At 58.3% G+C, this 26,594-nt stretch carries 28 protein-coding genes and 1 tRNA gene; 5 read left to right on the plus strand and 24 right to left on the minus strand.

The window, feature by feature from the left end; translation table 11 throughout:
- Together FYJ31_RS00005 and FYJ31_RS00010 are read right to left on the minus strand one after the other, a co-directional pair.
- Positions 1–295: alpha-L-fucosidase (locus FYJ31_RS00005; protein ID WP_195839402.1), on the minus strand; the 295-nt coding region annotated here is incomplete at its 3' end.
- Between the two features lie 95 nt (positions 296–390).
- Positions 391–1,608, minus strand: coding sequence for an MFS transporter (locus tag FYJ31_RS00010; RefSeq protein ID WP_154535667.1), 1,218 nt, complete (start codon positions 1,606–1,608; stop codon positions 391–393).
- Between the two features lie 311 nt (positions 1,609–1,919).
- Here FYJ31_RS00010 and FYJ31_RS00015 point away from each other — a divergent pair, with 311 nt between their 5' ends.
- The gene (locus FYJ31_RS00015) at positions 1,920–2,093 is read left to right on the plus strand and encodes a hypothetical protein (RefSeq protein ID WP_439951419.1); all 174 of its coding nucleotides are present in this window, start codon (positions 1,920–1,922) and stop codon (positions 2,091–2,093) included.
- Positions 2,094–2,195: 102 nt separating this feature from the next.
- Here FYJ31_RS00015 and FYJ31_RS00020 read toward each other — a convergent pair whose 3' ends face one another.
- From FYJ31_RS00020 to FYJ31_RS00030, 3 genes are all read right to left on the minus strand, one after another.
- Positions 2,196–3,317 (minus strand): MFS transporter, encoded by a 1,122-nt coding sequence (locus FYJ31_RS00020; protein WP_229773788.1) that lies wholly within the window; start codon positions 3,315–3,317, stop codon positions 2,196–2,198.
- A 217-nt stretch (positions 3,318–3,534) separates the two neighbouring features.
- Complete coding sequence (locus FYJ31_RS00025; protein WP_013140531.1) at positions 3,535–4,701, minus strand: sensor histidine kinase; 1,167 nt, start codon at positions 4,699–4,701, stop codon at positions 3,535–3,537.
- Between the two features lie 11 nt (positions 4,702–4,712).
- The gene (locus tag FYJ31_RS00030) at positions 4,713–5,315 is read right to left on the minus strand and encodes a response regulator transcription factor (RefSeq protein WP_012576686.1); all 603 of its coding nucleotides are present in this window, start codon (positions 5,313–5,315) and stop codon (positions 4,713–4,715) included.
- A gap of 465 nt (positions 5,316–5,780) precedes the next feature.
- Between FYJ31_RS00030 and FYJ31_RS00035 the strand changes: the two genes are divergently transcribed.
- Positions 5,781–6,566, plus strand: coding sequence for an ABC transporter ATP-binding protein (locus FYJ31_RS00035; RefSeq protein ID WP_229773789.1), 786 nt, complete (start codon positions 5,781–5,783; stop codon positions 6,564–6,566).
- A gap of 25 nt (positions 6,567–6,591) precedes the next feature.
- Positions 6,592–7,284, plus strand: coding sequence for an export protein (locus FYJ31_RS00040; RefSeq protein WP_065473470.1), 693 nt, complete (start codon positions 6,592–6,594; stop codon positions 7,282–7,284).
- Between the two features lie 47 nt (positions 7,285–7,331).
- On the opposite strand, the gene FYJ31_RS00045 is transcribed toward FYJ31_RS00040, so the two are convergent.
- The 6 genes from FYJ31_RS00045 to rpsF all read right to left on the minus strand — a co-directional run bounded on the left by FYJ31_RS00045 (position 7,332) and on the right by rpsF (position 9,856).
- Entirely contained in the window at positions 7,332–7,568 is a 237-nt protein-coding gene (locus FYJ31_RS00045; protein ID WP_003828118.1) for a transposase, read from the minus strand.
- 229 nt (positions 7,569–7,797) lie between these two features.
- Positions 7,798–7,871 (minus strand) — tRNA-Lys (locus tag FYJ31_RS00050).
- Positions 7,872–8,074: 203 nt separating this feature from the next.
- Entirely contained in the window at positions 8,075–8,521 is a 447-nt protein-coding gene (rplI, locus tag FYJ31_RS00055) for a 50S ribosomal protein L9 (RefSeq protein ID WP_012576683.1), read from the minus strand.
- Between the two features lie 19 nt (positions 8,522–8,540).
- Positions 8,541–8,789, minus strand: coding sequence for a 30S ribosomal protein S18 (gene rpsR / locus FYJ31_RS00060; RefSeq protein WP_007051545.1), 249 nt, complete (start codon positions 8,787–8,789; stop codon positions 8,541–8,543).
- Between the two features lie 60 nt (positions 8,790–8,849).
- Entirely contained in the window at positions 8,850–9,509 is a 660-nt protein-coding gene (locus FYJ31_RS00065) for a single-stranded DNA-binding protein (RefSeq protein ID WP_071478763.1), read from the minus strand.
- Between the two features lie 56 nt (positions 9,510–9,565).
- Entirely contained in the window at positions 9,566–9,856 is a 291-nt protein-coding gene (gene rpsF, locus FYJ31_RS00070) for a 30S ribosomal protein S6 (RefSeq protein WP_003828111.1), read from the minus strand.
- Positions 9,857–10,114: 258 nt separating this feature from the next.
- On the opposite strand from rpsF, the gene FYJ31_RS00075 reads away from it, so the two are divergent.
- Positions 10,115–11,128: a ribose-phosphate diphosphokinase gene (locus tag FYJ31_RS00075; protein WP_015713259.1), complete on the plus strand. Its 1,014-nt coding sequence runs from the start codon at positions 10,115–10,117 to the stop codon at positions 11,126–11,128.
- Between the two features lie 75 nt (positions 11,129–11,203).
- On the opposite strand, the gene FYJ31_RS00080 is transcribed toward FYJ31_RS00075, so the two are convergent.
- From FYJ31_RS00080 to dnaB, 6 genes are all read right to left on the minus strand, one after another.
- Positions 11,204–12,040, minus strand: coding sequence for a YggS family pyridoxal phosphate-dependent enzyme (locus FYJ31_RS00080; protein ID WP_136499966.1), 837 nt, complete (start codon positions 12,038–12,040; stop codon positions 11,204–11,206).
- A gap of 64 nt (positions 12,041–12,104) precedes the next feature.
- Entirely contained in the window at positions 12,105–13,925 is a 1,821-nt protein-coding gene (locus FYJ31_RS00085; protein WP_136499967.1) for an ABC1 kinase family protein, read from the minus strand.
- Complete coding sequence (locus FYJ31_RS00090; protein WP_012576678.1) at positions 13,922–14,209, minus strand: phasin family protein; 288 nt, start codon at positions 14,207–14,209, stop codon at positions 13,922–13,924. The genes FYJ31_RS00085 and FYJ31_RS00090 overlap by 4 nt, the downstream gene beginning before the upstream one ends.
- Positions 14,210–14,357: 148 nt before the next feature.
- Positions 14,358–15,110 carry a type 1 glutamine amidotransferase gene (locus FYJ31_RS00095; RefSeq protein WP_131287561.1) on the minus strand — a complete coding sequence of 251 codons (753 nt, stop codon included), beginning with the start codon at positions 15,108–15,110 and terminating at the stop codon, positions 14,358–14,360.
- A 100-nt stretch (positions 15,111–15,210) separates the two neighbouring features.
- Positions 15,211–16,692, minus strand: a complete 1,482-nt coding sequence (locus FYJ31_RS00100; protein ID WP_136499968.1) for a Mur ligase family protein — start codon at positions 16,690–16,692, stop codon at positions 15,211–15,213.
- Positions 16,693–16,694: 2 nt separating this feature from the next.
- The gene (gene dnaB / locus FYJ31_RS00105; protein WP_136500057.1) at positions 16,695–18,224 is read right to left on the minus strand and encodes a replicative DNA helicase; all 1,530 of its coding nucleotides are present in this window, start codon (positions 18,222–18,224) and stop codon (positions 16,695–16,697) included.
- 205 nt (positions 18,225–18,429) lie between these two features.
- Between dnaB and FYJ31_RS00110 the strand changes: the two genes are divergently transcribed.
- The gene (locus FYJ31_RS00110) at positions 18,430–19,875 is read left to right on the plus strand and encodes an MATE family efflux transporter (protein WP_154535668.1); all 1,446 of its coding nucleotides are present in this window, start codon (positions 18,430–18,432) and stop codon (positions 19,873–19,875) included.
- Positions 19,876–19,908: 33 nt separating this feature from the next.
- Here FYJ31_RS00110 and FYJ31_RS00115 read toward each other — a convergent pair whose 3' ends face one another.
- The 7 genes from FYJ31_RS00115 to FYJ31_RS00145 form a co-directional block, all read right to left on the minus strand.
- Positions 19,909–21,735: a nucleotidyltransferase domain-containing protein gene (locus tag FYJ31_RS00115; protein WP_154535669.1), complete on the minus strand. Its 1,827-nt coding sequence runs from the start codon at positions 21,733–21,735 to the stop codon at positions 19,909–19,911.
- A gap of 107 nt (positions 21,736–21,842) precedes the next feature.
- Entirely contained in the window at positions 21,843–22,181 is a 339-nt protein-coding gene (locus FYJ31_RS00120; RefSeq protein ID WP_007051565.1) for a P-II family nitrogen regulator, read from the minus strand.
- Between the two features lies 1 nt (position 22,182).
- On the minus strand, positions 22,183–23,478 hold the full coding sequence (locus FYJ31_RS00125; protein ID WP_065473455.1) for an ammonium transporter: 1,296 nt from the start codon (positions 23,476–23,478) through the stop codon (positions 22,183–22,185).
- Positions 23,479–23,785: 307 nt separating this feature from the next.
- Positions 23,786–25,048, minus strand: a complete 1,263-nt coding sequence (gene ftsY, locus FYJ31_RS00130; protein WP_154535670.1) for a signal recognition particle-docking protein FtsY — start codon at positions 25,046–25,048, stop codon at positions 23,786–23,788.
- Between the two features lie 285 nt (positions 25,049–25,333).
- Positions 25,334–26,104, minus strand: coding sequence for a hypothetical protein (locus tag FYJ31_RS00135; RefSeq protein ID WP_229773790.1), 771 nt, complete (start codon positions 26,102–26,104; stop codon positions 25,334–25,336).
- Positions 26,094–26,267, minus strand: a complete 174-nt coding sequence (locus FYJ31_RS00140) for a hypothetical protein (protein ID WP_151918497.1) — start codon at positions 26,265–26,267, stop codon at positions 26,094–26,096. The genes FYJ31_RS00135 and FYJ31_RS00140 overlap by 11 nt, the downstream gene beginning before the upstream one ends.
- Complete coding sequence (locus tag FYJ31_RS00145; RefSeq protein WP_065435774.1) at positions 26,264–26,557, minus strand: DUF2089 family protein; 294 nt, start codon at positions 26,555–26,557, stop codon at positions 26,264–26,266. Before FYJ31_RS00145 ends, FYJ31_RS00140 begins: the two co-directional genes overlap by 4 nt.
- Between the last annotated feature and the right edge of the window lie 37 nt (positions 26,558–26,594).

A 26,594-nucleotide genomic window follows, 5' to 3' on the forward strand; every position in this document is an offset into this window, starting at 1 on the left:
CGATGAAGTCCTCATACGGCATGTCACCGTAGACTTCCTTCTGATGCTCGGCCGCCGGCGAGCCCTTGATGCTCATCGTGTTCCAATACCATTCCGCATACGGGCAGTGGGTGTTCCAGTACACCGGGTCGTCAAAGGTGCCAAGCGCACCGATCGGCTCCGCCCATGCCGGCACCGAATACGAACCCCAGTGGGCGAAGATGCCGAGACCGGCGCCCTTGAACCATTCGGGTGTGTCGTGCACGAACTTCTCATACATCTTGGGACGCTGCGGATTGGCCATGAACAACACCATGTTGAAACTCCTTTGTTCGTTGTCTGTGTGTCTGATTGGTTGCTGGTTGTTGGTTGCCGTCGTCCGATTCCGGTACGGCTCCGTCGCCGCGGGAATCACACCGTGAGCTTCTTGTCCACCTTGAGGGTGATCAGCTCGATGACCACCATCACGAAGTAGAGCGCACCACCGACGATGATGGCGAATCCGGCCGAGGAATTGCCGAAGACGCTTGCCGTCAGCGCGAAGAAGTACGGGGAGATCAGACAGCCGATGTTGATGCCGATAATCACGATGGACGTGGTCAGGTTCATCGAGTGCGCGGGCGAGTAGTCCACGAATCGTGCGGTCAGCGCGGGGTTGATGATGCCCCATGCGAAGCCGGCGATCAGCACCAGGGCGAACATCAGCGGCACGTTCTTCGTCAGCGCAGTGGCGATGAAACAGATGCCGATGACCACTTCGGAGATGGTCACCGTCAGGCGCTTGGTGACCTTGGCGACCTTGTCGAACACCACGCCGGAGAGGATGGTGGCGACGACGAGGAAGCTGAAGATCAATGTGGCGAGCGATGCGGAACCGATGCCTTCATCGACCACATAGCTGGCGAGCTTGATGGACATGACGTTGTAAAGCATGGAGACCACCAGGAAGATGAACGCCAGCCACAGCACCTGCCAGTTCGTCGTCTGCTTCTGCGAGGCGCTCTTGTCGACGACGTGGCCCTCATCGTCGACGAGCGCGCTGCGAATGCTGAAGTTATCGAACTCCTTCGGAATGAACATGCCCACGAGCACCATGGGGACGAACAACAGGAAGAAGATGAGGTACGTGGATTGCCAGTTGATGGTGATCAGCAGACTGGCGACGAACAGCAGCACGACATCGCCAAGATTGCCGACCGCCTGTCTCCACCCAAGCAGCTTGCGTTGCATATCGCCGTCATACAGGTCGGTGATGTACGACACACTCAAGGTGACGAACAGCGCCGACCCGAAGCCGAAGAACATACGCGATATGAGAATCGGCCAATAGTACGGGAAGAACGCCGGAATCACGCCTGTGACGGCGGATATGAGGAATCCCGCCATCGCGATTTTCTTCCTGCCGATGGCATTGGCGAATAGGCCGGTCAATGCCGTGCCGACCATCGAGCCGATCGTCGGCACCGTGGTCAGCAGCTCGACGTTCGCCGCGGAATAGTCGGAAAACGCCTCCTTCATCGCCGGTATGGTACCGCTGACTGCATTACTGGCGGACATCAGCAACGACATCGACAAGACGCCGACCACCAAGGTCTTGGATTTCAACGCTTTACCAACATCTAATGCCAATTTGACTCCTTTCTTTCCATTCGGCGGAAGACGGCGTCGTCTTTCGCCATACAACGCAAGTAATTCCACTGTCTGAATGGAAGCGCAATACTTATCGCATTCATATACTTCTCCGTATATTGCACATACTTCTCTGTATCTTGCCGACTGCACGCCATCCGGCTGCCGTCACTAGGAAAAGCTACCCCCCCCCCGACAAAAAACTTTCGTGGCGGGTTCCAGTGATCGTCGCAACGCCTGGCTGACTGACGGGAGGGCCAAGTGAACAGGTGGGTGTTCGAGGGTGTGGAGTACGCGACGCGTGGCGAGATGTGCGCGGCGCGGCCAACAAAAGCGCGATCGGCACGCTCGTGGAACGCTCGACACGATTCACGATCCTCCTGCACCCGTCCGACGGGCACGACGTCGAACACGTCCAGCAGGCCGTCATCCGGAAAATGCAATACCTGCTCAAGCTCCCGAGGAACTCGCTGACCTGGGACTAGGGTTGGTTCCTCGCTCGCCGTTGCAAGCTAGTTTGTTCTAGTTTGCAACGGTATACAATATACGTCCTTAGGCTATGTCGTCTAAGGACATGTCATTTGCGCTCATGACTTGATTTTATTGCGATATCCTGCCATGGCGATGAGCGCGCATACGATCATCGCCAGCACGGTGACGAATACGGTTTTCCACCCCGCGGCCAGCAGCACGCCAGCGAGCACACTTCCCAGCACCTGTCCCAATACGGGAGCGAGTTCGCCGACGCCTCGCGCCCACGAACGTTCCGACTCCGTATAGGATTTTGTCAACAGGGCGCTGCCTGCGGCGTAGCACAGCGACCAGGATATTCCGATCAGCAGCAGATCCAGAGTGACGGCATACGAAGCCGACGCGGCGAGTGCGACGACTGTGCCGAGCATGCCGATGATCAACCCCGTCAACGCCTGCGCCATTTCGCTGTTTTTCTTGTGGAAAATGAAGATGGCGAACAGGGTTGGCAGGTACATGCCGACCATGTGCAGTTGCATGGCGACCATTCTGGTTTGCGCGTTTTGGGAGAACGTGCTCTCCAAGACTATGGGTGCGCCGCTCATCACGAGCACCATGACGAATGATGCGACGAAGCTGATGGTCGCGCCCAGCACGAACCGGGGTCGGGTCAGCAATGCCGGATAATTGGGGGTTGTGCTCGCGGTAGCTTTGTCGCGCATATGCGCGGGAGTTGGCGACTGAATTTTCGGGAGCGCCAGCAGCACGATTACCGCGCAGGCGGCGAGCACGCTGACGACGTAATATGATCCCTCGTATTCGATGTTGGTCGCAGTGCCGAAGAATGTCGCCAGAACCGGGCCGATGATGCTTGCTATGGCTCCTGCCGATAGGATTCCGTTGATTGCCTTGCTTTCTTTGCCGGGCATGGAATCGGCTGCGGCATACCGGTAGTAGTTCGTCCCCGACTGGTATATGCCCACACAGAACGTCCCTATACAGAGCAATGGGAACTGGTGGAATCGCAAAGCCGTGGCTGAGGATATTCCACCCAAGACGGCTAGAAGGGCGCCGAAGACGAATACTTGCCGATAGCCGAATCGCCCCACCAAGCGTCCCATTGCCGGTGTGCCGATCACCGTACCGATGAATATGCACGCTATCGGGAATGTTGCCATCCATGGTGCTGGCGCGAGGGACGAACCGGTCAGTGAGGTGATTGTCAGATCCACGCTCATGCCCGATAGGCATAATCCTTCCGCAATCAGCAATATGGGGAAGATTCTTCTTGCTGACGTCCCTTGACTATAGCGCTGAATCATTACCTGGCTCCTCCTCCGAGTAATACAAAATAAAATGATATTTCCGCGTTTTGATTGTTGTATTCGTCATACTGGAGTATTAATCTGTGATGGATTATTTGTTGTTTTTTAAAAGTTCTCGCTGTACTTGGTTTCAAGTTTTTGTTGTCTCCATATGACTCAGCGGAATTTTGGCGTAGAGCACCCACAATCCATCATCGCTTCTATAGTTAAGTTCGCCTCCCATTTCCTGTATTCGTTTTGAGTGCAGTGAAAGGCCCCTTCCCGATTGTTCGAATGCAGTCAGCGCCGATCCGGCTGCAATATCATTCATCTCGCTAATTTCCATTGACGATGGTGATAGCTTGACCAGCAACTCGAACGAGCCATTGCGTGGGGAACCGTGACGCTGTATGTTGTTGCAGAGTTCTCTTATCAGGGATAACGCTTCTTCCTTTTCTTCCGGCGAAGCTTTGATGCAGCATCCGTCGATGGCCGTATTTCCGTCATACCCCAGCGCATGAAGATGGCTGCATCTTTCATCCAGCAGATTACGCAGTTCAACCATGAACGTCGTTTCTGATTTCGCGTCCTTGTCTTCCGAGGAAAGGATGTCTATGATGTCGTGCACTTGCGTGAACGCCTCTTGACTATGTTCAAGAACGATTGCCCAATCATCGCTGTCAGGTATGTTTTCATCGATATGAACCCGGGCCATTAATGAGATATCCGAAAGATTATTGGTCAAGGAATCATGTATCTGTATCGCAAGACGATTCTTTTGCCTCATATAATCAAGCTGCTGAAGCTCAATCTGCAATTTCAGCCTTTGCTCTTCTCTGATAAAAGCCTGTTGGCGAAGCGCTACCAATCTGCCGGCAAGCAAGCTGGCCAAGAACATGACCGTGACCGACACGGAAACGAAAACATTGAAGTTCTCCACCATAACGCTTCGCGCTATATACGTACAGGAACAAATCAGCATTGCGATCAGCCATTCAGGCACGGTTCCGGAGAACGCAAGAATGCCGAGAGCGATGAGCATGCCGCTGATAACGAAGGGACTGTCCTGAGTGAGGGAGATGGAGATCACGGAACCTGCAACAATGATGGCCCAACATGCTTGGCCTCCAATGGCAGGAAGAAGGACAAAGGAAACCGCAAGCACTCCATAGAGCATTGCCGGCAGAAGAGGCATGGGACCAATCTGGATTATCTCCATCAGGGCAAGAGACAGCCCCAGCAGCGACAGAAGGGACAAGCAGGGATGTGCCACATAGCGCCGAATTATTTTTGACGGAAACGTAAACGCCGTATTCATGGAAATCCTCATCAGCGATTGAGATGCATCCAGGCGGAAATCAATGCACGGTTGTTCGCTACCCCCAGCTTGGACGCGGCATGTTCAAGATGGGTCCGCACCGTGGTCTGACCGATCGATAATTCCTCCGCTATGTCGGACATCGATCTCCCTCGCGCCCATCGATCAACGATTTCCATTTCACGAGGGGACAGATCCTTGTTCTTCTCTGACTTCAGCCGCAAAAACGAATCGTGGGCATTCAGAAAACGATCAGAACAGATTCCTGTTTCCTTTATCTGCAGCAAAGCCTCGGCGATTGTTTTCGGATTGTCCTTATGTATGATTCCCTGGGCTCCCGAAGCCACCGCTTCTGCAGCATATTCGGCGACGCTGAATGATGTCATCATGAGTACGGATGTCTTCCAATTCTCTTTTCTAATCGTCCGGCACACCACCAATCCGTTGATATCAGACATGGAGACATCCGCCAACAACAGATCCGGACAGTGATGCGAAGTACAGACGGCTATGGCCTCAGCGCCAGTATCGACTGGTGCAAGAACCGTACAGCCGGGAAGTAGGCGTTTGAGACTGGCTGAAAGCAATCGCAATGCCAGCCGGTCGTTATCCATGATCAAGAGTGTCGGTGAAGATCTCATGAATCCCCCTAAAATGTGGCGAAACAGGAACGGACGGCCAAGGGTCATCGGAAGTCTGACACGCATATGATACATGTTCTCTCCAGTGGCCGCCTCGACAGCTACACGAGTTCGGTCTAAGCCGGCGGCCGATTTCACGGCGCCTCTTGATGTGTAGGCCAAATTTCGTAGTGCGGTTCCCCATCCGGGAATCGGCACATGTGCTAAAGCGAGAAGGACGCAGGCGCAAAACACGTTGACGCCCGATATGCCCCCCTAGAAACACCACAGATGGCTGTTGACATCGATGCAGATAGCAAGGCCACGCCTGCCATCCCATCATCTGCCAAGGCCTGCAAGGTACATCGACGGCCTGTCAGCAGCGGATAATCCTCATTTTCGAGGATGAGACCTTGGCTCATGGCGAGACTCTCCGTAACCTAACGAATACCCGCTCAAATGGACGGGAACAACAGTCCGGGGAATGGTGTCTTACCGGCGTGGCCGGTTGCCTTGCGGGATTATCCAAAAGGAGATGAAATGAAATCACTGTCGGCAACTCTCTACTGCAACAGGGTGTCGAAAACTATCGGCGGGAAACCGGTCCTGAACGACATATCATTCAGCGCGTATCCCGGAGAAACCATCGCCCTGATCGGCCCGAACGGGGCCGGTAAGACCACGCTGCTCAAAACCTTGGGTGGCCTGATCGCCCCCGACCAAGGTGAAACTAATATCCGCGGCCGTATCATGAACCCCGAGAACCGCGACATGCTATTGAGACAGGTCGGCATGCTGATCGGCATTCCCGTCTTCGAGCGAGGCATGAGCGTACGGGCCATCCTCCACAAGCATCTAGCGTTCATGCGATGCGACTGGTCCCCCGACGAAACAATGGAACGGGTCGGCTTGGCCTCCATGGGGGATTTACCGGCCGATACCTTGTCCATGGGCAATCGCATGCGCCTTGCACTGGCAACGGCCCTGGCGCATCATCCCACGCTCCTGCTCCTGGATGAGCCGATGAACGGGTTAGACCCCACGGGTATGAAGCTGTTTTGCCGCATCATCCGGGAAGAGAACAAACGAGGAGTCACGGCCATCATCAGTGCGCACATGCTCGCCCAACTCGAAACCATCGGAGACCAGGTCATCGTCATCAATCACGGTTCCGTCAAAGCGCAACATGCCATGAGCGACATCAGCGATCTGGAATCCTACTATTTCCGCCACACTCAGGACTAACACAAACAACCAAGGAGCATGTCCCATGCTGGATGTCTACCGCATCGAACGACAATACACCTCGTATAGGTTCTACCTGTTTCTACTGGCCGCCACTCTTATCGGCAGCTCGCTGTCGCTGCTGTTCTTCAGGATCGTGGGTATCGCCCGAGTCGATCATCTCGGTTTCCTGGTTTCCGACTTAACGGTGGCCGTGACCTGCGCGGTCGCCACCGCCGGCTGCTCCATCGCCTCAACCGCCCACTACGCCCGTATCATCATTCCGGCCTACTCCGGCACGGGCCGCGTAATCACCTATGCATGGCCCTGCGGCAGAGCCCCATTGTTCTTGGTGAAAAACGCGATGATCTGGTCCGGCACGTTCCTCGCCACATGGGCAGGCATGTCGGCGCCCCTGATTCCCTACGCACTATTGACCAGAGACGGTTCCCGTCTCCCCGCATTGGCAAGCATGATGGTCGAAGCTCTCGGCGTTGCCATACTATCCGCCAGCGTAAGCGTCATCAGCGGGCTGATTGGACTGCTGCGAGGCTCGGGCGTCACCGCAATCGTAGCGGCAATCATCCTCGGCTCCATAGCCGCCAACGGCTTTGCCAACAGCGACGCCAAAGGCTGGACGGTTGTCATCGAAATCGGAACCTGCCTCGTTTTTGCGATTACGGCGCTCTGCGCAACAATCAACAAAGCTCGACATATCACGAAAGAAGACGTAATTTGACCAATGCGCATCCCCAGAAAAAGTAAGGCTTATGCTGTTTTCGTGGGTTAGATTGCGGGTTGTGGCAGTCGGATGTCGAGTCCGCCGCATCTGAGCATGACCAGGCCGATGAGGTTGGTGACGTGGTGGAAGCCGTAGGCCATGCGGATGGCGACCTTGATCCCGTTGTTGAACGCCTCGAGCCCCGCGTTCGAACAGCCCGGGTGAACCGGCCGCCGGGCTCCGCCCCCCGGCGCCGATGCGACGACCACGCCGCACATGGGGCAGTCGACGCGCGGCATCATGGCGGCCGGCCCCACCCTCCAGCAGCCGAGATCCCGGTGCCGCCAACGGCCCAACGGGGGATCAGAAATTCGACCGAAGAAGATGTATCTCGCCGCTAAAGAACTCGGCGTAACCATTAGCGATCTGACCGACGATACCTACTATCGCCAGGATGAGGATTTCATCAGCAGAATTAAGCCGGAAAACAAAAAGACCCCGGCCGATAATCGACCGGAGCCTTCCGAACTGTGCCCCCGCAGGGATTCGAACCCTGGACACGCTGATTAAGAGTCAGCTGCTCTAACCAACTGAGCTACAGGGGCTTGGTTAGATGTTGAAGTGTTCCTTGCAACAGGTGTTAAATATACTCAGATTTGAAGCGGATGCAACTCTCGGCGTGTCGCGCCTATTTCCAGCGTTTTTAAACACCAATACAAAAATCCCCCATGCGGCGCGAACCGCACGGGGGATGATGCTTAAGCTCAGACTCTTGGTCTGTGTGATTCCAGCACTAGGCCGGAATGACTCACTCGGCCACGACCTTCACGAAGAAGGAAGCGGTGATCTCCGGGTGGAGGGCCACCTTGGCGGGGAAATCGCCGGTGGTCTTGATGGTCTCGACCTCGATGGCCTTCGGGTTCACCGCGGCCTTGTCGGACAGAGCGATGGCGATGGCCTCGTTGGAGATACCACCGAACAGCTTGCCGGACTCGGACACCTTGGCGGCGATCTCGACGGTAGTGCCCTCGATGGCGGCCTTGGCGGCGACGGCGTCCTCGCGGGTGGCGACGGCCTTGGCCAGACGAGCGCGCTTCATAGCGGTGATCTGAGCCTCAGCACCCTTGGTCCACGCGAAAGCGAGGCCCTGCGGGAACAGGTAGTTGCGGGCGTAGCCGGCCTTCACGTCGACAACGTCACCGGAGTGGCCCAGGTTGGACACGGTCTTGGTGAGAATAACCTTGGTTTCAGCCATTGTTCAAAGCCTCCCTAACTCAGCGACCCGAGGTGGCGTACGGCAGCAGGGCCATCTCGCGGGCGTTCTTGATCGCCTTGGAGAGCTCGCGCTGTTCCTGCACGGTCACGCCGGTGATACGACGGGAACGAATCTTGCCGCGATCGGAAATGAACTTGCGCAGCAGCGCGACGTCCTTGTAATCGATCTCGGTGACCTTGGCGGCCTTCAGCGGGTTCGGCTTCTTCTTGAACGGCTTGACCGGCGGTTGCGGCCTCTTACGTGACATGATGTTCTCCTTATAAATCTTGATATTGATTGCTGCTGGCAGCGGGGAGGTAAGTACTGATCAGAACTCCGGGTCGGAATCGTCGCCGCCGCCGAAATCGGAGGAAGCGCCGAACGTGGAGAAGCTACCGGCATCAGATGCACCGGCATTGCTCCACGGGTCAGCCGCAGGAGCGGACGGGTTGGCGGGAGCGGCAGGCTGCTGGGAGTATCCAGCGCCACCACCCTGATAGCCACCGTTGTAACCGCCCTGGCCACCGGCATAACCACCTTGGCCACCCTGGTTGCCATAGCCCTGATTGGGCTGCTGACCACCCTGGAGACCACCGGAACGACCCTGGAAGCCGCCCTGACCGGACGACTGGCGGGTCACCTGTGCGGTGGCGTAACGCAGGGAGGGCCCGATTTCATCGAGCTGCATCTCCACGACGGTTCGCTGGGAACCATCCTGTGCCTGATAGGAACGCTGCTGGAGGCGACCGGTGGCAATCACGCGCATGCCCTTCTTCAGGGACTGAGCGCAATGGTCGGCCAGATCACGCCAAGCGGAGCACCTCATGAACAGCGCCTGACCATCCTCGAACTGGTTGGTCTGACGATTCCAGGTTCGCGGGGTAGAAGCAATCGTGAAGCTCGCCACGGTCGCGCCGCTGCCAATAGTGCGCAGCTCGGGGTCCGCAGTGAGGTTGCCCACGATGGTGATGACGGTTTCGCCTGCCATAACGGTCCTTCTTACTTACCTTGAATACCAGCTGTTCAGCTGACTAAACGCTTGATTCAGCCCTTACGAAGGATCTTCGTACGGATCACGGATTCGTTGAGGTTCAGAACACGGTCGAGCTCATCGCTGGTAGCGGGCTCGGCGGTGTACTTCACCACGACGTAGTTGCCTTCGGTCTTACCGGCAATCTCATAGGCGAGCTTGCGACGGCCCCAGTAATCGGGCTCATCGAAAGAGCCGCCTTCCTTGGTGACGAGTTCCAGATACTGCTCAGTCAGCTTCTTCAGACCGCGCTCATCCAGCTCAGGATCGGCGATGAACATCAGTTCGTACTTGTGCGCAGACATCACCCACCTCCTTCGGACTATTCGGCCACGGACGTTCCGTGGCAGGAGTGTGTATGCGTGTTAATCATAGGGCGATGCAGATGCACTTCACCCTGTGAGCAACTTGCCCATCTTATGGTCAGGGCGGGACAGTGCCGCATGTTCATCAACGATTGCAGCACTCTTACAACACAGCCCCACTTCACGGCACGCGCTGCGGTGGGGTGCTAGTACACTGGTTAAGGCTAAAAACACTGCAACACAAAAGGATGCGAAAGCATGTCGGCGATTCTTGAAGGCACTCCGGATAAACGACTCGTATTGGTCACGGGCCGCGCCTACCCCGAGCTAGCTGAGAAGGTGGCCGAATGCTTGGGAACCGAAATCCTCGAAACCACGTCCTATGACTTTGCCAATGGCGAGATGTACGTGCGTTTCACCGAACCGGTGCGTGGTGCGGACGTGTTCGTGCTGCAGTGTCATTCGGGCGATATCAACAAGTGGATCATGGAACAGCTCATCATGATCGACGCTTTGAAGCGCGCCTCCGCCAAGTCGATTACCGTGGTGGCGCCCTTCCTCGGCTACTCGCGCCAGGATAAGAAGCACCGCGGTCGTGAGCCCATCACCGCCCGTCTGATTTTCGATCTGTTCCACGCCGCCGGTGCCGACCGCATTATGACGGTCGATCTGCACGCCGCTCAGGAGCAGGGTTTCTTCGATGGTCCGGTCGATCATCTAACCGCCATGCCGGTGCTGCTCGATTACGTGCGTTCCACCCTTGATCTGGGCAACACCACCATCGTGTCCCCGGATGCCGGCCGTATCAAGGTATCCGAACAGTGGGCCGCCAAGCTAGGCAATCTGCCGCTGGCGTTCATCCACAAACAGCGTGATATCACCCGCCCGAACCATGCCGAGGCACATGGCATTATCGGCGATGTCGACGGCCGCGACTGCGTGGTCATCGACGACATGGTCGATACCGCCGGTACTATCTGCGAAGCCGTGCGCACACTGAACGAATCCGGCGCCAAGTCGGTGACCTTGGTCGCCACTCATGGCTTGCTTTCCGGCCCGGCCGTGGAGCGACTGGCCAACTGTGGCGCGCATGAAATCGTGTTTATGGACACCGTGCCGATTCCTGAAGAGAAGCGCCTGCCGAATATGACCGTGCTGTCTTGCGCACCGCTGCTGGCCGCGGGTATTCGCTCCGTGTTCGAGGAAGGTTCTGTGGCGATTCTGCTCGACGGCCTGCCCGAAGACATGCGTCCGCGCAATATCTATGCGTGATTGATACGCCGAAAATCCTTATGGAAAAACGCCGCTTGACTATTGATCAAGCGGCGTTTTTTCGTATAGCTCCAATCAGATGAAAGCGCGCTCGCCGAAGATGGCGGTGCCGACGCGCACGATGGTGGAGCCTTCTTCGATGGCGTAGGCCATGTCATGGGTCATGCCCATTGACAGTTCGGTGCAGTCGGCCGTGCCTTCGGCACCGGAGGCAAGAATCTGGTCACGAGTGCGGCGCAGATGCGCGAAGCCCGCACGAATCGTGCGCTCATCATCCACATGGGCACCAATAGTCATCAATCCCTGCAAGCGCAGTCCACCCATCGCACCGATGCGCTGAGCCAAGTCGATGGCGTGGCTGGGTGCGCAGCCGGACTTCGATTCCTCGCCGGATTCGTTCACCTCCAGCAACACGCCGACCGTGATGCCGCGCATGGTGGCGCGGCGGGCGATCTTCTCCGCCAGTTCGATGGAATCCACGGATTCGATGGTGTCCACCGCCGGCAACACCTTGCCGATTTTATTGGCTTGCAACTGGCCGATGAGATGGAACGGGACATGCCGTCCGGCCCCGGCCAAGGCATCATCGCCCGAAGCGGCGTCGCGGACCACGCCCAGCGCATACCCTCGTTCGGCCAGGCGCTTCGCCAGGCCCGGAACCTTGACGGTGACCTCCTGGGGACGGTTCTCGCCGATGCAGCGCACGCCGGCGTCGATCGCGGCCAGGATCTCACCCACGTCACGGGTTTTGGTGGCGGCCAGCAGATGCACTGACCCGGCTTCACGCCCGGCGACTGATTCGGATTCGGCGATGCGGTCAAGCACCCGATGCACGCCATCGGCGATCTCATTCGCGCGCCCGCGCTCGATGACCTCGTTCGTCAGGTCCTTATGCTCCATGTATGCCGTCATTGCTGTTCTCCCCGGTGAATCGACATTCCATCATACCCATACGGGAAGGCGTTGCGCCGGCGCCTCACCGCTTCTTGGTTTTGCGGCCCTTTAAGTAGATGTCGATGACGATCCATACGCCGAGGGCGAAGGCCACGACGTAGCCCATGAAGCCGATGACCGGAATGCCGAAGATAATCGGCTTCATGCCGGCGTAGTAGACAATCGACGAGCCAACGAACAAACCGACCACAATCAGGGCCATCGTCAGACGATTCGCCATATCCGAAAGCAGCTGGAACGGCTCTTCGGAGCCGACCAGTTCCATGTTGACGCGCAACTGACCACGGGTCAGCATACGGGCCACGGTCTTGAGTTCGGTCATGGTGCCGAGCGTGGCATGCAAAGCCTGATGCCCCTCAACGCCCAGCGACTTGATCTCGTCTTCGGTGGCGTTCTTCAGCGATTTCGACGTGGCGATATGGTCGGAAATGATTTCGATCATATTCACATCAGGAATGAACTCGTCCAGTAAGCCTTCGAGCGTAACCAACGCGCGGCCGACGGTGGTCACCGTACTGGGCACCTCGATGTTGTGGCGGCCGGCCATCTGCGTCAGTGCGGTCAGGAAAGCGGCAATGTCCAGTTCGGCCAGATCCACGGTGCCGAATTCCTTGACGATCACGTCCAGATCGGCCAATAGCGCGGGATAGTCCTCCGGATCGGCCTCGGTGCCGGCAAATCGCAGCAGCCCCTCGGCCAGAGCGGGCGAATCCTGTTTGGCGACGGCGAAAATCATTTCTTTGAGGACTGCACGGGTGCGCTGGTCGAGCCGACCGGTCATACCGAGGTCGATAAGTATGATCTGGCCGCCCCGGATGAGGATATTGCCGGGATGTGGGTCGGCGTGGAAGAAGCCGTCGTCGAGAATCTGTGTGGCGTAATTGTCGACGAGCTTGGTGCCGATCTCCTTCAAGTCATAACCGGCGTCGATGAGCTGGCCCGGGTGGGAGACGGAGATGCCGTCGATGTACTCCATGACCACCACATGCTCGGTGCACAGTTCGGCGTACACCGTCGGGCAGTCCATGTATTTGAATCGGGCGGCGAAACGCTTGAATTCGGCGAGATTGCGGGCCTCGATCAGAAAGTCAGTCTCCGATTCGAAGGTGTCCCACAGCTCCTCGACCACGCCCTTCAGGTCCACGATCTGTGAGGTGCGAATCACCTTAGTGGCGGCTTTGGCTATGGAACGCATGATGGAGACGTCCTGGGCCATGATTTCGCGCACACCCGGGCGCTGCACTTTAATGGCCACATCTTCGCCGGTTTTCAGCGTGGCGCGATGCACTTGCGCCAGTGAAGCAGAGCCCAACGGCTTGGGGTCGATATGCGCGAACACCTCGTCGGCGGGACGCCCGTATTCGGCGGCAAGCACATCCAACACCGTGGAATACGGCATTGGGTCGGCGTCGGCGCGCAGTTTGGCGAGTTCGTCGCAGAAGCTTTGCGGCAGAATCTCGGAGCGCATCGACAGAATCTGGCCCACTTTGACGAACGTGGGACCGAGCGCCTCGAACATGAGGCGCATCTTGACCGGAGTCAGGCCGTGCAGCACGTCGAATTGCTCGACGATTCTGGTGATCTGCCCCAGTCGTTTGATCTTGCCACGGCGCGTCAGATGGTAGCGCGTGGCGAAATCGTTCCTGCGTCCGAACAGTGCCAGCGTTTCGTCGGATACGCTCGGAGTCGCCTTGGTAACGGTCTGCTTGAGCGTGTCCGACGTGTCGACGGACCGGTTCGCCGCCGCCTCACGTTCGGCTTTCGCAGGCGTCAGAATAGGGTCGACCCTGCTGGAAAGCGGGGTCGACTCTGATTCCGGCGTAGTGCGTGTGGGCTTGGTCACTCGGCCTTGCCCTCGTCAGCGGGCTTGTCGGCGGCACTGGTGTCGGCTGCGGCAGCAGCTTTGTCGCCGGCTTCGGCGGCGGCCTTCTTGGCGTCATCCACCGTCTCGCTCACCTTGCGCTTGAGCTCGGTGTTCAGCGCCTTGCCCTGCTCGACCGTAATCTCACCCTTCTTGACGAGTTCGTCGACGAGCTCGCTGCTCTTCTCATATCCGGTAGCAAGGGCTCCGATGCCCGCCAGCAGGACCTTGCGCAGGCCATCACCCAAAAGATTAAAATCAGCCATGATACCCCTCCTTCGAGGTCCGACATGGCCTGGTGCCATGTCTCGTACCACCAAGCCTAGCGCAAACAACAGGGCAATGTACTAGACCCTCAGACTGATTTCGACTGATTTTTCGCTGATTGGTACTTACCGAGGACTCACCGAGAATTCACCGAGGACGTTCGGCGGCAGCCTTGCGCGCGTTGGTGGCTACTTGATCGAGCCGGGCGAGCTCCTTGGCTTGTTCGGGGGTCTGATCGGACGTATCGAACGTACCGTAACGACGAGTCACGGCGGTTTCGATAAGGAAATCGCTGATGGCGGGGTTTTTAGGCAGCAACGAGCCGTGCATGTAGGTGCCGATCACGTTGTGCACGCGCGCGCCCTCAGTATGATCTTCGCCATTGTTGCCTCGGCTGTCCTGATCGACGGTGCCGAGTGGCTGAACGCCTTCGCGCAGGAAGGTCTGGCCGGAGTGGTTCTCGTAGCCAATCACATCGCCGAACTGGTCGGAATGCTCAACAAGATTGCCGATCATACGCACGTTCTGGCCCACGGTATAAGCACCGATAACGCCGATGCCATCCAGACGGGTGCCGTCCACGGTTTCAAAGTACTCGCCGAACAGCTGGTACAGGCCGCAGATCATCAGCATCGGCGTACCGTCTGCGGCAAGCGAGCGCAGCAGGTCGGCGCGATGGTAGAAGTCGTCGATGATTTTCTTCTGGCCGGTGTCTTGGCCGCCGCCTCCCAGAATAAGGTCCACCTGGTCGGGCCAGTCGTCGCCTTGATTGTACTGGTGGACGACCGGTTCGTAACCGTACAGTTCCAGCCGGCGGCGGATAGTCAGCACGTTGCCGGAATCGCCGTAGATGTTCATGTCTTTGGGATACAGGGACACCACATCGATTGTTCTGGCCATGTCACGTTCTCCTTGTCGATGTCTTCCCGCTAAGGGGAAGTCTTATTCCTCACCATGTACTCCCGCAGGCGGGAGGTGGCGCGCGGGCGCTAGAGGATAGTTACTTGCCCACGCCAGCGTCCCGTACTTCGGTGATGCGGCCCAGTACGGCGCGGGTTTTGAGCATGGCGGTGTAGGTGCAGTAGATGTGCTTGCGTGTGCCGGGATTGGCGTTGACGAATGAGGTGACGGCCTGTTCGAGGTCGGTGTTCGTATCGGCGACTGGCACTTGGTCATACCCCAAGCGCAGTGCCATGTCCCAGGCGCGCACGCCGGAGACCATGGCGACACCGGACGCGCGCAAAGAGGTGAAGTCCACGTCCCATAGCCAGCTCATGTCGCGGCCGTCGGCATATTCGTCGTTGATGGCGATCATGGTGTCCGCGTTGGCCGGGTCGAAGCTGGCGAGCGAGAGGCGGAAGCCCATCGGATTCTTGACCAGCAGCAGTTCGACCGGGGAACCGTTGACGTCGATGACCTCGCCACGGCCGAAAGCCGGCGTGACGCGGGAAACGGCGGCGATGAGCTCGTCGGCGGACACGGCGCAAGCGTTGGCTGCGGCGGTAGCCTTGGATGCGGCGGCATTGTCTTGCATCACCGCACGTACCACGGCGAGGGCGGCGGCCGCGTTGTACAAGTTGTAGACGCCTTCAAGTTTGACGTCGGTGGCGTAGTCCTGGCCGTCCATCTGGAAGGTGGCCTTGTGGTCGCCCACGGCGCTAAGTGTCACGTCAGCGGGGAGTTCTGCCGTGCCTGCGGCAGCTTCCCTCTCCGAGGGGAGCTGTCCGCGAAGCGGACTGAGGGGAGTACTGACTGAAGGGAGCGACCCGGCCACACCTTCCACCGACACGGTCGTGGCCATATCGTCATCGGACGGGAAATAGTGGCGCAGATCGTCGGCGAGGCCGAAGTATCGCACTGTGGTGCCAGCCGGGGCCTTTGCGGCGAGCGCGGCGATACGCGGGTCCTCGCGGTTCAGTACCACAGTGCCGGTAGTCGCCGCAGTCACATGGCTGAGCAGTTTGGCCGTGGTGTCGATTTCACCGAATCGGTCAAGCTGATCGCGCATCACGTTGAGCAATAGGGCATAACGGGGCTTGACCTGCTTGACGAAGTGGACGGCGTACGCCTCATCGAGCTCAAGTACGGCGATGTCCGCGTCCAATTTGCCGCCGAGCGTGACTTCGGTAAGCAGTGCGGAAACCACGCCGCGCACGAAGTTCGAGCCGGTCGGATTGGTGAACACCTTCAATCCCAGATCGGAAAGCATCGAGGCGACCATGCGGGTGGTGGTGGTCTTGCCGTTCGTGCCGGACACCAATACCACGCCAAGCGGCAACTGCCCGAGCGTACGGGTCAGGAAGCCAGGGTCAATCTTTTCTACGACTTTGCCGGGCAAAGCCGAACCGCCATGTTTGGTGACGCGGGATGCAAACCGCACGAAGCGGCCTGCGGCCACGGTGGCGAACGCATACCACGGTTTGCGGGCCTGTGCCACGGACGATTGGTCTTGCGGAACATCGCGTGAAACGTTGTTTGCCATCCTCACACCCCCTGATTGCTGTTGTAGTCCTGCGGCATGTCCTTGAATTTGGACGTGGCACCGAGGAAGGCGAGGTGGAAGGTTTCGGTCGGGCCGTTACGGTGCTTGGCCATGATGATGTCGGCCTCGCCGGGGCGGTCTTCCTTGTCGTAGAAGTCCGGGCGGTGGACCAGGAACACCACGTCGGCGTCCTGTTCGATTGAGCCGGATTCACGCAAATCGGAGAGCTGCGGCTTCTTGTCGTTACGCATTTCCGGGCCACGGTTCAGCTGGGACAAGGCCACAACCGGCACTTCGAGTTCCTTGGCCAAGAGCTTCAGGGCACGGGAGAATTCGGATACCTCTTGCTGGCGGGATTCCACGGCCTTGCCCGAGGTCATGAGCTGCAGGTAGTCGATGACCACGAGCTTCAGATCGTTGGTCTGCTTCAGGCGACGGCATTTCGCGCGGATCTCCATGAGGCTCATGTTCGGGCTGTCGTCAATGAACAGCGGCGCGTTCTGCATCTTGGTCCAGAACTGGTTCAGGGTGTTCCAGCGTTCGGGGGTGATGTCGTCGGCGCGGCGCAGGGCGGCCATCGGAATATTGGTTTCGGCGGAAATGATGCGCTGGGCGAGTTCCACCTTGCTCATCTCCAAGCTGAAGACCACGGAAGTCATGTTGTGGTGCAACGCGGCGGCTCGGGCGAAGTCGATGCCGAGTGTGGACTTACCCATGGCCGGACGTCCTGCGACGACGACCATCTGTCCGGGCTGCAGGCCCTGGGTCACGTCGTCGATGTCGCGGAATCCGGTCGGCACGCCCTTGTTGACGAGACCCTGCTGCAGTTTGTCCAGCTGGTCGAGCGCGTCGTGGACCACCGGGCCGATGGCGGCATAGTCCTGACGCACCTTGCCCATCGACATCTCGTAGATCTCGGACTGGGCGAGGTTAACCACGTCCTCGGCCTGCGACCCCTCGGCGGAATAGCCGAGCTGGGCGATTTTGGTGCCGGCGGCGATCACATTGCGCAAAATGGCCCGCTGATGGACGATTTCCGCGTAGTACATGGCATTGGCTGCGGTCGGTACGGATGCGACGAGGCTGTGCAGATAGTCCGCGCCGCCGACCTTGTCGAGGTTGCCATCCGCCAACAGCTGGTTGGCCACGAGCACCACGTCCACCGGCTGACTGGCGGAAAACAGATCGATGATCGCGTTATAGATCGTCTGATGCTTGGGCTGGTAGAAATCGGTGACGTCAATGGTCTGCGAGACCTCGCCGATGGCATCCTTACTCATCAGCATGCCGCCGAGCACGGCCATTTCCGCGTCGTCATCATGCGGGGGCACACGGTCGAAAATCGGGTCGCCGGCCGCCGCCGACGTCTGTGCGCCGCCCCGGCCCGCGCGGTCGCCACGATCGCCACGATCCAAGCCACCGCCGAACCCATTCTGATACGAGTGTTCACTTCCTTCTGCCATAGCTTTCAAGTATAGGATGCGGCGTGGCAGGTGAACGATATCGCGTGGAAACGAAACGGCTGCCCGCATCGGTTCATTTCTCATTCACCTATGAGTCAGCGCCGCGACACGCAGAAAGCAAAATGTGGATAGAAAAATAAGTTATCCACATTTTGGGGATAATTCTGGGGATAATCCACTAAGTTATCCACATACTGGGGATAACTTAGTGGATAGTCTGGGGATAACATTCCGCGCCCACAACAGGTGCTTGCGCAACGTGGTCAGGCGTGATATGCGTGTGAGCGTGCACATAGACTCTTCCGACGCCAAAGCCACCAGTTCCGGCGATACCACACGCCGCGATGGCTTCGGCACCCCGCATGCCGGCGCAAACACAAACGTCAGCAACGGCCCGACCGACGCCCGCTCCATCAACCGCCGGATCGTGGCGCTGGCCCTGCCGACCTTCGGCCAGCTCATCGCCGAACCGACCTTCATCCTTATCGACACAGCCATCGTCGGCCATATCGGGGATGCGGCGTTGGCCGGCCTGTCAATCGGCTCCACCATCATCCTCACGGCAGTCGGACTATGCATATTCCTGGCCTACTCGACCACTGCGCAGGTGGCGCACCTGCTGGGAGCTGGTCGTCGTCGCGAGGGACTGCAGGCAGGCATTGACGGCCTGTGGCTGGCCTTGAGTATCGGCACCGTGCTGGGATTGGGATTGTTCGCGGCTGCCGAGCCATTATGCCGGGCACTGGGCAGTCAGGGCGAAGTATTGGAACAAGCCGTGACCTATACGCGCGCAATCGTGCTGGGCGCGCCAGGCATGCTGATGGTATATGCGGCGAACGGCATTTTCCGAGGTTTGCAGAAGGTTCGTATCACGCTGATCGCTGCGGTGGGCGGCGCGGTGGTGAACACGGTGCTTGATGTGTTGTTCGTTATTGTGCTGAATTGGGGCATTGCCGGCTCCGGAGTGGCGACGCTGGTGGCTCAGTGGTTCATGGGGCTGTTCCTGGTAATCCCCGCCATTCTGTGGTCCCGGGCGGATGGTGCGAGTCTGCGGCCTCGTTTGGCCGGTATTGCGGCAGCCGGGGGCGACGGACTGCCATTGTTCATTCGCACATTGGCGATTCGTGCGGCCATGGTGACTACGGTCGCCTGTGCCGCGCGCATGGGTACTGCCGTGTTGGCCGGGTTTCAGGCTGTGAACTCCTCTTGGAATTTTGCGATGAACATGCTGGATTCCGTGGGCATCGCCGGCCAGACGCTGGTGGCCACAACGCTGGGCGCTGGCAGCGTGCAGCAGGCGCGGCGGCTGACGCGGGCGACCGGGCGTGCGGGACTGGTCACCGGCGCGGTAATCGGCACGGCTTTTGCGGTAGTCGGCCTGTTCGCCGGGCACTTCTTCTCCCCTACGCCACATATTCAGACGCTGATTGCCATTGGCATGGTGACGATGGGCATCTTCTTCCCGCTGCAAGGCTGGATGATGGCAATCGACGGCATTCTTATCGGCGCGCGCGACTACCGCTATCTGGCCGTCACATGCACGCTGACCGCCGTGGTGTATGTGACGCTCATACTCATACTGGCCAATATGGTGACGCCGGCGCTGACGAGCGACCTGATGCGTACCGCCGTACTCTGGGCCGCGTTCAACGTGGTGCTCATGGGCGGGCGCGGCCTGTCCAACGGGCTGCGCATGCGTTCGGATGCATGGATGAAGTAGGTATCGGCCGCGCAAAGCGCTGGGCGATTCCGTTTACATCGCGGCGCGGGCGGCGGAATACATGCCGCGCGCGATTTGTTCGCGCCACTTGGACCAGCCGTATTGCTTGGTGATGGTCTCACCGGCGGTGGCACCGAGCGAGGAGCCGTCGGCCCGGGTCAGGTCGAACAGCATATCCAACAGCATCTTGTCGTGGTGCAAACGGTCGGCCAACTCCTCCGCCACGGCCGGATCATAAGGGTCCTTACCCGTGGCAAATTCGGATAGCGTCAAATGCTCACGCACCAGCACGGTGGCCCAGTCGACGATGTCCGGCGCGTAGCCCATACGCTTGAGAATCACCGGCACATGGCGGGCACCCTCAGCGGCGTGATCGGCCACGAACGCGCGCTTGCCGATGTCATGGGTAATACCGGCCAACAGCAACGCCTTGAAATGATCGTCATCGTACCGTCCACCGGACGGTGTCTCGCGCCCCAGACGCGACGTGACCTCCACCATATGCCGATCGATGGTGTATCGGTGGGCGGCCGAGGCGGACGGACGGTTGCGGACGCCGAGCCATTCCGGCATCCATCGACCCGGAATGTCCACGAAGTCGATGCTCTCCCACACTTCCATAAGATTCGGCCCGCATGCAAGCAGACGAATAAACAGCTCGCGCGATTCGTCATCCCACTGGTTGTCGTGAATCGGGCAGCGCTTCAGATTAACCAAGGTAGACGGGTTGATGGGCAAACCGAATTCGCCGGCCGCCACGGCCATACGCGATGCCAGCTTGGCATCCTTGGCAGGCTCGGCACCGGGCGCCAACACCAATTCGCCTTCGTGCTTGGCCACGCCGGGAGCCACCACGTCGAATTGCGGGGCTTCGCGCTTGCCGCCAGAACGCTGAGAGAACATCTGGAAGAACGCGAATCGCGGCTTTTCGTGGGTCAGCGAATGTTCGGCGCGGGATGCGGTGGAATCAAGCGAGAAGGAGATGCGCCGGCCGATACGGGCAAGCAGTGTCTGCAAATCGTCGATCGAGTAGGCGGCACGCTCGTTTTCGGGCCAAGTCGGATCGGCGAGGCCAAGCATGACAGCTACTTTGGCCTGATAGGGCGTCAGCATCAGGTTGGTGTCCTTGCCGGCCACCAGATGGATGCAGTCGCGTACGTCGAGCAGACGTTCCACGGCTTCGTCGTAGATGCCGTGCGGGCGGTCGGCCAGCCATGAGGCGGCGAGCGCGGAGACGAGCACCGCATCGCGCAAACCCCCACGGGCCTCCTTGATGTCGGGCTGATTGACGTATTGGAGCCGGCCGAATTCGTCGAGTCGGGCTTTGGCGGAGTCGAGCAGTTCGGGCAGGCGCTTGCGGGCGGCCTTGCGCCAGCGTTCGAGGATGGATGTGGCGGTGGTGGTGATCAGAGCGGTGTCGCCGGCGATGGGCTTCACGTCCAGCCAGCCCATGGCGGCGGGAAGGTCATGGTCGGTGACTTCCTCGCATTGGGCGCGCGTGCGGATGGAGTGGTCGAGGTCCAGACCGCTGTCCCATAGCGGGTACCAGAGTTTGTTGGCCAACTCGTTGAGCTGCTGGTCGTTCAACGTGCGAGGCTCGTAGATGATGACCAGGTCGAGGTCGGCGCTGGGGCCCAGTTGGCCACGTGCCAGCGAGCCTACCGCGGCGAAGCCGATGCCGGAGTCGGGCACAGGGAAAGAGACATCCTTGCAGGCCGCATTCCACAGCTCCGTGAGGCATTGCATGGCCAGTTCCGTGCGAGCTTTGCGCTTGGTCGCACCATTCCGGTAGACGCCGTCGTCATCCGGCTGGCTCATATCCATGAATCGTTGTTTCAAGCCATCGACTGCTGAAGTCATTGCTTCATCTTTCATTGCCAAAAAGGTCCCCGCACGGCGTCAATTCGCGGCGAGCGGGGACCTTTCCTATGCAGTCCATCCCCTTCTAGGCATGGACGTCTGTGTTATCAGATCGCGGCGGAACCGGTCTCACCGGTACGCACGCGGGCCACGGAGTCCAGCGGAGCGACCCACACCTTGCCGTCACCGATGGTGCCGGTGCCGGCGGACTTGATGATCACACCGACCAGCGTCTCGGCATCCGCGTCATCGGACAGCACTTCAACGCGAATCTTCGGAATCAGGTCCACGGTGTACTCAGCGCCACGGTAGACCTCGGTGTGGCCGCGCTGGCGGCCGTAGCCGTTGGCCTCGGACACGGTCAGACCGTGCACGCCGGCGGCCGCGAGGGCCTCCTTGACATCGTCGAGCTTATGAGGCTGAATGATAGCGGTGATCAGCTTCATTTCACTTCACCTCCTTGAGGACGGAGCTGGCAGTACCAGCAAAATCGTAAGCACGTTCGCCCTGGTCGGCAAGGTCGATGCCGCCGACTTCCTGGGCCTCGGTGACGCGCCAACCAATGGTCTTCTCCAGAGCGAAGGCGATGATCGCGGTGATCACCGCGGAGTAGAGGATGGCGACGAGAGCGATGACCAGCTGGACGACGAGCTGACGCCAGTCGCCACCAGCCAGCAGACCGGTGCCTTCGCCGAAGAAGCCAACGAGAATGGTGCCGGTGAAACCACCCACGCCATGTACGCCGACGACGTCGAGGGAGTCATCGTAACCGAACTTGAACTTGAGACCGCAAGCCAGGCAGGTCAGAACACCCGCGATGGCACCCATCACGATGGCCCACAGCGGGGAAACCACATCGGCGGCCGGGGTGATGGCGACCAGGCCGGCGACCATACCCGAAGCGGCACCCATTGCGGTGTAGTGGCCGGAGCGAATCTTCTCGGTGAAGCCCCACGAAAGCATTGCGGCGGCGGTAGCGGCGGAAGTGGAAACCCAAGCATAACCAGCGGTACCGTTGGCGGCGAAGGCGGAACCAGCGTTGAAGCCGAACCAGCCGAACCACAGCAGGAAGGCGCCGAGCATCACGAACGGCACGTTGTGCGGGCGGAACGGCTGAGTGCCGAAGCCCTTACGCTTGCCGATGATGAGCACGATAACCAGGGCGGCGACTGCGGCGTTGATGTGCACCACGGTACCACCTGCGAAATCGTGGGCGGCCGCGCCGATGGCTTTGGAGATGGCGCCGTCAGCAGACAGCAGACCACCGTTCCAGACCATGTGGGCCATAGGAGCGTAGTCGAAGGTAACCCACAGCGCCACGAAGATCATCCAGGTGCTGTACTTCACACGCTCGGCGATGGCGCCACAGATCAGGCCTACGGTAATCATCGCGAAGGCGACCTGGAAGGCGACGTCCACAGAAACCGGGTAGTTGTTGCCGTTCAGACCGGTGGCGGTGAACACGCCGTCCTGCGCGACCATGGAGTCCTTCAGCAGGAAGCCGCTGGCCGGGTCACCGAAGATGCCTCCGATGTCGGAACCGGCGTATGCGATGGACCAACCCCACAAAGTCCAAATAATCATAGTGACCGACAGCGCGGCCGCCTCAAGCATCAGCATGTTCAGTACGGCCTTGGCGCGAACCATACCACCGTAGAAGAACGCCACACCAGGCGTCATGAGGAAAACCAAGGACGCGGATGTCAGAATCCATGCGGTGTTACCGGAATCAATCGCTCCCATGTCTACCTCCCTCTCTTTCGTTCATGGCACCGGGGGCTTTGTGCGGCCGGCGTCTTATTTGTCTCTACAATGCCGTCCCCCTTATGGGGGCTAACAGTTTGCCAGTTAAAGCCGGTCTCGTTTTGGTTTCGTTACGTCAAGTTACGCGATTGTTAAGCGTGGCTGGAAGCGTACGTGCGACCACTCGAGGAAATTTTGGCGCGATTCCAACGGATATGACGAAGCCCCGACCATGTTTCGAGCATGATTCGGGGCTTGGTTTATAGGTAAGTCGCGCGTTTTGCGCTCTCACAACGTGGACGTTGGCTTACGCGAGAATGCCGTCCACGAAACCTTCAGGATCGAAAGGTGCCAAATCGTCCGGACCTTCGCCCAGACCGACGAGCTTGACCGGCACGCCGAGCTCCTTCTGCACGCTGATCACGATGCCGCCCTTGGCGGAACCGTCAAGCTTGGAGAGCACCACACCGGTAATGCCGATGGCTTCGGCGAACACCTTGGCCTGGGCCATGCCGTTTTGGCCGGTGGTGGCGTCGAGCACGAGCAGCACCTCGTCCACCGGCAGGTTCTTTTCGGTGACGCGGCGAATCTTGCCGAGCTCGTCCATCAGGTTCGACTTGTTCTGCAGTCGGCCGGCGGTGTCGATGATGAGCACGTCCGCGTTCGCTTCCTTGGCCTTGGCGGATGCCTCGAAGGCGACGGATGCCGGGTCGGCACCGTCCTTGTCGGAACGCACGACCGGAACGCCGACCTTGGCACCCCAGGTTTCCAACTGGTCGGCGGCCGCCGCGCGGAAGGTATCGGCGGCGCCCAGCATGACCTGCTTGCCTTCGGAAACAAGCAGGCGGGAAAGCTTGCCCGCGGTGGTGGTTTTGCCGGTGCCGTTCACACCGACCATGATGACGACGCTCGGCTTGTTCGCGCCGTCCTTGTCGGCGTTGAGCCGGCGGTCGATGTCAGTGCCGACGAGCTTGAGCAGTTTGTCTTTCAGCGCCGCGCGCACTTCGGCCGGATCGGACTGGCCTGCGATTCGGGCGTCGTTGCGTAGTTCCTCGACGAGCTGTTCGCTGGCTTCCGCGCCAACATCGGCGAGCAGAAGGGTGTCTTCGACGTCTTCCCAATCGGCTTCGGAGAGCTGATCCTTCGCAAGAATGTTGAACAGGGCCTTGCCGAACGGATTGCCGGATTTCGACAGCCGCGCCTTAAGACGCTGCATGCGCGTGCCGGCGGATTCGGGGGTGTCATGAACCGGTTCGGGCTTGGCTTCGGTGGCTGGTGCAGGAGCCGCCGTTTCGGAAGAGGAAGCTTGAGCCGAGGACTTCTGCTGACTTTCAGCCGGAGCTTTTTCAGCTGCATCAACATTGGAATCAACGGACGGCTTCACCGTGGAAGAATCAGCCGCAGCCGACTTTGCTTCCGCAGCAAGACGGGCGTCAGCCTTGGCTTTCGCATCCTCCGTGGACTTATCGACGGCGTTCTTGCGGGTCTTACCGAGCCACCAACCGCCAATCACCAGAATTGCCGCGATAACGACAACGGCGACAATCGCAATAATCACATTCGTATCCATGACTCCAGCCTAAAAAGCGCAACGGACACACCGGCTCCGCCCCGCGAACGCACCACGAATGTCCGATTCGTCAGAAGAATAAGGTGCTCTACCATGCAAGACATCGATAATGCGATTTTTGACTTCGAAATAAACTCCGCAAACGTTCGACGTTTTCGAAGAAACGCATCATCATGTTATTTTCCACACCTCTCACGTAAAACCGTGTCTTCAATCATCTCTCGATGCGACAATTGGAAACACGGTTCTCGAATCAAAATGACATCCCAGCAGCATGAAACCTAACTAGTTATTGCTAGTCCAGGCATTGTCTCCTGTTACGTTGACCTGCATCCAAGCAGTCCATCCAGCGGGAAATCCCCTAAAAGCCACATCAAGATCCGCACTTAGCCGAACTTGGGAATTCGATATCCGGTCGAATCGGAAATTACTGAGCGCACCTCCAATGATGTGATGATGATATGGCCCGTAATGTGTTATTTTCGGATTTGAGTGGTTAACATTCTGATAGTTGAAATTGAATCCCATGGAAATAACCGCAAGATTAACCGTCCCATCGCAATTCTTCCAATATCGAGTTGAACCAGATTGACGATACTGGCATCCAGTAATGCCTCGCGTTTGCGGAGCATCGGCAAGAGCCTCAAAATTGGGAACCGTTGAGACTGCAATTGAACCATCTTCGTATGTTTTAACAGTTTCAACCGAATAAAGCGTCTTTCTCTGAGTAGCAGCTATTGGCTGCTTCCCCGGAGTAAAAGAATCCCATGCATATCCGTGCTCATAACGCGAAACAAGATATTGTGCCTTCCCTTCATCAACTCCATAACTTGTTAAAATATCGGAAATTTCCATTTTGTCTTCCGCAGACAAAGTGATGGAATTGGAAGAAGGGTTTGACGACTCAATAGGCTCAGCACTGGCTGGCGCTATAGCGGTAAGTGACATTGCAACTGCTGCGACGACACCTAGAAGTGAATACTTATAACTATGCATTTTTACCTCATTGTAGCTATGCGTATAGGTGATATATCTGGTAACGTTTTTATAAATCATGAAGAGTGATTTTTTTGTCTTCGGCTGCCTGCTTTGAAGGACCGCCTCCTTTCTTTAGGGAATTTGCGTAGCGAATCAGGCTCCTCGCGATGAGGAAGACCAGAACGAATACGGCGATTACGCCTAGGATCTCAATCAATAATGCGATCCATGTCCAGCTCATGATTCATCCTTTCTCTTTCTGTACTCGTCTATGAGTATTCGAGCCGTGTCGACGTCGTATCTATCGTCAATGGCGAGACTCTTCACCAAGAGGATGAATGGATCCTCCGTCTCGTTGTCGTTCAATCGTATTTTTTCGATAAGCCTGTCAAGCCGGATCCTCATGGTCGGGTAGGAGACTTGATACAGCTGGGACATTTGCTTCAGAGATCCTGACGATAGCATGAAGTTCTTGATGAAGGCCAAATCCTCCTCCGCAAGGTTGGCCAACCATTCTGGTAGACGGTCCACATCACCCCCTTTAATAAAATTTATTATTTATTAAATA

Origin of the sequence: Bifidobacterium sp. WCA-178-WT-4B (genome assembly GCF_009696495.1) — a bacterium.
GTDB lineage: Bacteria > Actinomycetota > Actinomycetes > Actinomycetales > Bifidobacteriaceae > Bifidobacterium > Bifidobacterium infantis.

Bases quoted from the DNA above. Each gene is read 5' to 3' on its own strand.
- FYJ31_RS00020 (WP_229773788.1), bottom strand. From the start codon at position 3,317: ATGAGCGTGGATCTGACAATCACCTCACTGACCGGTTCGTCCCTCGCG.
- FYJ31_RS00025 (WP_013140531.1), bottom strand. From the start codon at position 4,701: ATGAATACGGCGTTTACGTTTCCGTCAAAAATAATTCGGCGCTATGTG.
- FYJ31_RS00030 (WP_012576686.1), bottom strand. From the start codon at position 5,315: ATGGATAACGACCGGCTGGCATTGCGATTGCTTTCAGCCAGTCTCAAA.
- FYJ31_RS00035 (WP_229773789.1), top strand. From the start codon at position 5,781: ATGGACGGGAACAACAGTCCGGGGAATGGTGTCTTACCGGCGTGGCCG.
- FYJ31_RS00040 (WP_065473470.1), top strand. From the start codon at position 6,592: ATGCTGGATGTCTACCGCATCGAACGACAATACACCTCGTATAGGTTC.
- FYJ31_RS00045 (WP_003828118.1), bottom strand. From the start codon at position 7,568: ATGATGCCGCGCGTCGACTGCCCCATGTGCGGCGTGGTCGTCGCATCG.
- rplI (WP_012576683.1), bottom strand. From the start codon at position 8,521: ATGGCTGAAACCAAGGTTATTCTCACCAAGACCGTGTCCAACCTGGGC.
- rpsR (WP_007051545.1), bottom strand. From the start codon at position 8,789: ATGTCACGTAAGAGGCCGCAACCGCCGGTCAAGCCGTTCAAGAAGAAG.
- FYJ31_RS00065 (WP_071478763.1), bottom strand. From the start codon at position 9,509: ATGGCAGGCGAAACCGTCATCACCATCGTGGGCAACCTCACTGCGGAC.
- rpsF (WP_003828111.1), bottom strand. From the start codon at position 9,856: ATGTCTGCGCACAAGTACGAACTGATGTTCATCGCCGATCCTGAGCTG.
- FYJ31_RS00075 (WP_015713259.1), top strand. From the start codon at position 10,115: ATGTCGGCGATTCTTGAAGGCACTCCGGATAAACGACTCGTATTGGTC.
- FYJ31_RS00080 (WP_136499966.1), bottom strand. From the start codon at position 12,040: ATGACGGCATACATGGAGCATAAGGACCTGACGAACGAGGTCATCGAG.
- FYJ31_RS00090 (WP_012576678.1), bottom strand. From the start codon at position 14,209: ATGGCTGATTTTAATCTTTTGGGTGATGGCCTGCGCAAGGTCCTGCTG.
- FYJ31_RS00095 (WP_131287561.1), bottom strand. From the start codon at position 15,110: ATGGCCAGAACAATCGATGTGGTGTCCCTGTATCCCAAAGACATGAAC.
- FYJ31_RS00100 (WP_136499968.1), bottom strand. From the start codon at position 16,692: ATGGCAAACAACGTTTCACGCGATGTTCCGCAAGACCAATCGTCCGTG.
- dnaB (WP_136500057.1), bottom strand. From the start codon at position 18,224: ATGCGGGCAGCCGTTTCGTTTCCACGCGATATCGTTCACCTGCCACGC.
- FYJ31_RS00110 (WP_154535668.1), top strand. From the start codon at position 18,430: ATGCGTGTGAGCGTGCACATAGACTCTTCCGACGCCAAAGCCACCAGT.
- FYJ31_RS00115 (WP_154535669.1), bottom strand. From the start codon at position 21,735: ATGACTTCAGCAGTCGATGGCTTGAAACAACGATTCATGGATATGAGC.
- FYJ31_RS00120 (WP_007051565.1), bottom strand. From the start codon at position 22,181: ATGAAGCTGATCACCGCTATCATTCAGCCTCATAAGCTCGACGATGTC.
- FYJ31_RS00125 (WP_065473455.1), bottom strand. From the start codon at position 23,478: ATGGGAGCGATTGATTCCGGTAACACCGCATGGATTCTGACATCCGCG.
- ftsY (WP_154535670.1), bottom strand. From the start codon at position 25,048: ATGGATACGAATGTGATTATTGCGATTGTCGCCGTTGTCGTTATCGCG.
- FYJ31_RS00135 (WP_229773790.1), bottom strand. From the start codon at position 26,104: ATGATTTATAAAAACGTTACCAGATATATCACCTATACGCATAGCTAC.
- FYJ31_RS00140 (WP_151918497.1), bottom strand. From the start codon at position 26,267: ATGAGCTGGACATGGATCGCATTATTGATTGAGATCCTAGGCGTAATC.